This window comes from uncultured Aquincola sp., assembly GCF_964001545.1.
In the GTDB taxonomy this organism is placed as follows: Bacteria; Pseudomonadota; Gammaproteobacteria; order Burkholderiales; family Burkholderiaceae_C; genus Aquincola.
Genome location: NZ_CAXFDV010000089.1, coordinates 1 through 5119, shown reverse-complemented (window position 1 = coordinate 5119; position 5119 = coordinate 1). Strand labels below are relative to the sequence as shown.

Below are 5119 nucleotides of genomic sequence, written 5' to 3'. Positions count from 1 at the left end.
GGCATGAGCGACGCGATGAAGATCGACGCCAAGGCCCTGGGCAAGACCGCGGTGCTGATGGGCGGCAGCTCGGCCGAGCGCGAGGTGTCGCTGATGTCGGGCACCGGCGTGTTGAATGCACTGAAGAGCCAGGGCGTGGACGCTTATGCCTTCGACCCCGCGCAGCGCGAGCTGGCGGCGCTCAAGCATGAAGGCTTCCAGCGTGTGTTCATCGCGCTGCACGGCCGCCATGGCGAAGACGGCACGGTGCAGGGCGCGCTGGAGCTGCTGGGCATTCCGTACACCGGCTCGGGCGTGATGGCCTCGGCGGTGGCGATGGACAAGGTGATGACCAAGCGCCTGTGGCTGGCCGAGGGCCTGCCCACGCCGCGCTATGCCTGCCTGCAGCCCGGCGAGCAGACGCGCGAGCGCATCCGCACCGTGCCCGACGACCTGGGCCTGCCGCTGATCGTCAAGCCGCCGCACGAAGGCTCGTCCATCGGCGTGACCAAGGTGCAGGGCTACTCGCAGATGCAGGAAGCGGTGCAGCTGGCCGCCGGCTACGACCCCGAAGTGCTGTGCGAAGAGTTCATCGAGGGCGAAGAAGTGACCTGTCCGGTGCTGGGCGAAGGCGCCGGCGCGCAGGCGCTGCCGGTCATCCGCATCGTGGCGCCCGAAGGCGCCTACGACTACCAGAACAAGTACTTCACCGACGACGTGCACTACCTGGTGCCCAGCGGCCTGCCCGAGGCCGAGGAGCGCGAGATCCAGCGCATCGTGGTGCAGGCCTACCGCACGCTGGGCTGCCGCGGCTGGGGCCGTGCCGACCTGATGGTGCGCGCCAGCGACCGCAAGCCCTTCCTGCTGGAGATGAATACCTCGCCCGGCATGACCGGCCACTCGCTGGTGCCGATGTCGGCCCGCGCGGCCGGCATCAGCTACGAGCAGCTGTGCCTGCACCTGCTGGCCGGTGCCCGGCTGGACTCGACCCGCCCGACCTCGGATGCGTGAACGCATGAACATGGCCCTGCCCAACGACGTGCGGCTGACCAACGCGGTGGCCAACACCGTGTTCGTGCTCGCGTCGCTGGTGCTGGTGGCGGCGGCGGTGGCCTGGGTGGCCCGGCTGCCGGTGTTCGCGCTGCGTGGCATCGTGGTCGATGGCGAACTGGCGCGCAGCAGCGTGGCCGCCATCCGCGCCAATGCCGCGCCGCAGCTGCAGGGCAACTTCTTCACCATCAACCTGGCCGCTGCACGCGCGGCCTTCGAGACGGTGCCCTGGGTGCGCCAGGCCATCGTGCGCCGGGTGTGGCCCAACCGGCTGGCCGTGACCCTCACCGAGCACCAGGCCGCCGCCTACTGGGAAGACGACAACGGCGACGAGCGCCTGGTCAACCTGCAGGGCGAGGTCTTCGAGGCCAACCTGGGCGACGTGGAAGAGGAAGGCCTGCCCACGCTGGCCGGCCCCGAAGGCAGCGCCGCGCAGATGCTGGCGCTGTACCGCCGGCTGCAGCCGGTGCTGGCGCCGCTGCAGGCCGAGGTGGACACGCTGCGCCAGTCGCGCCGCGGCTCGTTCACGGTGGAGCTGGACAACGGCGCCACCATCGAGATCGGCCGCGGCACCGACGACGTGCTGGTGCAGCGCACCGAACGCTTCGTGCGCACGCTGCCGCAGGTGATGGCCCAGTACCCGGGCCGTGCGCTGCAGTACGCCGATCTCCGGCACAACGATGCCTATGCGCTGCGCATCCAGGGCGTGACCACGTTGGTGGCACCGCCCCCGCCGGTGCGAAACAAGCCGGCGCCGCGTCCCGCGGCCGCACGGCAACGCTGATGACATCAGGACACACAGATGGCCAAGGAATACAAGGATCTCGTCGTCGGGCTCGACATCGGCACTGCCAAGGTGATGGCCGTGGTGGCCGAAGTGCTGCCCGGCGGTGAACTGCGCGTGGCGGGGCTGGGGGTGGCCTCGTCGCACGGCCTCAAGCGCGGCGTGGTGGTCAACATCGACGCCACGGTGCAAAGCATCCAGCAGGCCTTGAAGGAGGCCGAGATGATGGCCGACTGCAAGATCACCAGCGTGTACACCGGCATCACCGGCAGCCACATCCGGGGGCAGAACTCCACCGGCATGGTGATCGTGCGCGACAAGGAAGTGACCCCGGTGGACGTGACCCGGGTGGTGGAGACGGCCAAGGCCATCAACATCCCCAACGACCAGCGGCTGCTGCTGGTGGAGCCGCAGGAATTCGTGATCGACGGCCACGAGGTCAAGGAGCCGATCGGCATGAGCGGCGGCCGGCTCGAGGTCAAGGTGCACATCGCCACCGGCGCGCAGAGCGCGGCCGAGAACATCATCAAGTGCGTGCGCCGCTGCGGCCTGGAAGTGAACCTACTGGTGCTCAACCCCAGCGCTTCCAGCCATGCGGTGCTGACCGAGGACGAGAAGGACCTGGGCGTGGCGCTGGTGGACATCGGCGCCGGCACCACCGACGTGGCCATCTTCACCGACGGCGCGATCCGCCACACGGCGGTGATCCCGATCGCGGGCGACCTGATCACCAGCGACATCGCGATGGCGCTGCGCACGCCCACCAAGGACGCGGAAGAGATCAAGGTCGAGTACGGCGTGGCCAAGCAACTGCTGGCCGACCCGAGCGAGAACCTGGAAGTGCCGGGCCTGGGCGACCGCGCGCCGCGCATGTTGTCCAGACAAGCGTTGTCGGGCGTGATCGAGCCGCGGGTCGAAGAGATCTTCTCGCTGGTGCACCAGGTCATCCGCGACAGCGGCTACGAAGAGCTGCTGTCCAGCGGCATCGTCATCACCGGCGGCTCGGCGGTGATGCCGGGCATGGTGGAACTGGGCGAAGACATTTTCCTGAAGCCGGTGCGCAAGGGCCTGCCCACGTACAGCGGAGCGCTGCACGACATGGTGGCCAACCCGCGCTCGGCCACGGTCATGGGGTTGTTGGAGGAAGCGCGGCTGGGGCGTGCGCGGGGCCACAAGGCGGCTGCACAGGCCGGCTCGGTGGAGACGCTGTTCGGCCGCGTCAAGGACTGGTTTTTTGGGGTGTTTTAGTAGAAGAAGCCCGTTTGAGGCTTCGCACAGGTAGGGCGCCACGAGCGCTGATATGAATCAACGGCAACTGCTAGGCAAGGAGTCAACAATGGCCATCGAAATGATCGAAGAATTCGACCAAGGCACTCAAATTCGCGTGATCGGCGTCGGTGGCGGCGGCGGCAACGCTGTCGATCACATGATCGCCAAGGGCGTTCAGGGCGTGGACTTCGTCTGCGCCAACACGGACGCGCAGGCGCTCAGCCGCAGCAGCGCGAACAGCGTCATCCAGCTGGGCACCACCGGCCTGGGCGCCGGCGCCAAGCCGGCCGCTGGCCGGGCCGCAGCTGAAGAAGCGGTGGACCGCATCCGCGCCTCGATCGACGGCGCGCACATGCTGTTCATCACCGCCGGCATGGGTGGCGGCACCGGCACCGGCGCCGCGCCGGTGATCGCGCGCGTGGCCAAGGAAATGGGCATCCTGACCGTGGGCGTGGTGACCAAGCCCTTCGAGTTCGAAGGCAACCGCCGCCTGAAGGCCGCCGACGAAGGCATCGCCGAGCTGGAAGCCAACGTCGACTCGCTGATCGTGGTGCTCAACGAGAAGCTGCTGGAAGTGCTGGGCGACGACATCACCCAGGAAGAAGCCTTCGCCCATGCCAACGACGTGCTGCGCAACGCCGTGGGCGGCATCAGCGACATCATCCATGTGCCGGGCCTGGTGAACGTCGACTTCGAAGACGTCAAGACCGTGATGAGCGAGCCGGGCAAGGCCATGATGGGCACCGCCCAGGCCGGCGGCCCCGACCGCGCCACCAAGGCCGCCGAGCAGGCCGTGGCCTGCCCGCTGCTGGAAGGCATCGACCTGTCGGGCGCCAAGGGCGTGCTGGTGCTGATTGCCGCGAGCAAGAACACCTTCAAGCTGGCCGAAAGCCGCAACGCGATGAACACCATCCGCCGCTACGCCGCGGAAGATGCGCACGTGATCTATGGCACCGCCTACGACGACAGCCTGGGCGACCAGCTGCGCGTGACGGTCATCGCCACCGGCCTGTCGCCGGCCCGCCGCCAGCAGGCCCCGATCAGCGTGGTGCACAGCGCGCCCGTGCTGCGCACCGGCACCGACAACCTGCCCATCCTGAACAACGTGGCCCAGCCCATGAGCGTGGGCGGCCTGGGCGGTGCGCCGATGCAGCACGACTACAGCCAGCTGAGCACCCCCAGCGTGTGGCGCAACGGCCGCACGCAGGCGGCTGCCAAGGTCGATGCGCTGGCCAGCAACGGCATGGACGAGATCGAGATCCCGGCGTTCCTCCGTAAACAAGCGGATTGAATGGGGCACCCGGTCCCGCGGGTACGCGGGACCACCCGCCGGGCGGGTTGCCGCGGCCGCCTTGGGGCGACCCGGCGCCGGCCGCGGTCGGCGGTCTGTCGTCGTTCAAAATGTCACCCGATGCCGCCACCCCGGCGGCACACGAGAACATGACATGAGCGACTATGGTTTCACCACCCGCACCGTGCACGCGGCCCAGGACGCTGGCGCCGAGCATGGGGCGGTGCACATGCCGATCCACACCTCGGTGCAGTACGGCTTCCAGAAAGTGGAAGACCTGATCGGTGTGTTCCAGGGCCGCATCAAGGGCGGCTTCAACTACGCCCGCCAGGGCACGCCCACCACCGCCGCACTCGAAGCGCTGATCACCCGCATGGAAGGCGGCGTGGGCAGCGTGAGCTTTGCCACCGGCATGGCGGCCATCACCGCCACCTTCCTGACGCTGCTGCGCGCCGGCGACCATGTGGTGTCCAGCAAGTACGTCTTCGGCAACACCAACAGCCTGTTCGGCACCCTGGCCGACCTGGGCATCAACACCACCAAGGTGGACACCGGCAACGTGGCCCACGTGGAAGCGGCGCTGCGCCCCGAGACGCGGATGGTGTTCGTCGAGACCATCTCCAACCCCGGCACCCGAATCCCCGACCTGGCAGCCATCGGCCAGCTGTGCCGCGAGCGCGGCCTCGTGTACGTGGTGGACAACACCGTCACCTCGCCCTACCTGTTTCAGCCCAAGAGCGTGGGCG

5 protein-coding genes are annotated in these 5119 nt (G+C 68.5%); all 5 read left to right on the top strand.

The features are described from left to right. Positions 1-3: 3 nt before the first annotated feature. Positions 4-990, top strand: coding sequence for a D-alanine--D-alanine ligase (locus ABNT58_RS03165; RefSeq protein ID WP_348752061.1), 987 nt, complete (start codon positions 4-6; stop codon positions 988-990). Between the two features lie 4 nt (positions 991-994). Next, complete coding sequence (locus tag ABNT58_RS03160; RefSeq protein ID WP_348752060.1) at positions 995-1813, top strand: cell division protein FtsQ/DivIB; 819 nt, start codon at positions 995-997, stop codon at positions 1811-1813. Positions 1814-1831: 18 nt separating this feature from the next. Beyond that, a complete protein-coding gene (ftsA, locus tag ABNT58_RS03155; protein ID WP_348752059.1) occupies positions 1832-3061 on the top strand; it encodes a cell division protein FtsA in 1230 nt (409 codons plus the stop codon). A gap of 88 nt (positions 3062-3149) precedes the next feature. Further along, positions 3150-4373, top strand: a complete 1224-nt coding sequence (gene ftsZ, locus ABNT58_RS03150; protein ID WP_348752058.1) for a cell division protein FtsZ — start codon at positions 3150-3152, stop codon at positions 4371-4373. A 154-nt stretch (positions 4374-4527) separates the two neighbouring features. Further along, positions 4528-5119, top strand: a 592-nt coding sequence (locus ABNT58_RS03145; protein WP_348752057.1) for an aminotransferase class I/II-fold pyridoxal phosphate-dependent enzyme, incomplete at its 3' end; no start/stop codon positions are given.

Bases quoted from the DNA above. Each gene is read 5' to 3' on its own strand.
- ftsA (WP_348752059.1), top strand. From the start codon at position 1,832: ATGGCCAAGGAATACAAGGATCTCGTCGTCGGGCTCGACATCGGCACT.
- ftsZ (WP_348752058.1), top strand. From the start codon at position 3,150: ATGGCCATCGAAATGATCGAAGAATTCGACCAAGGCACTCAAATTCGC.
- ABNT58_RS03160 (WP_348752060.1), top strand. From the start codon at position 995: ATGAACATGGCCCTGCCCAACGACGTGCGGCTGACCAACGCGGTGGCC.
- ABNT58_RS03165 (WP_348752061.1), top strand. From the start codon at position 4: ATGAGCGACGCGATGAAGATCGACGCCAAGGCCCTGGGCAAGACCGCG.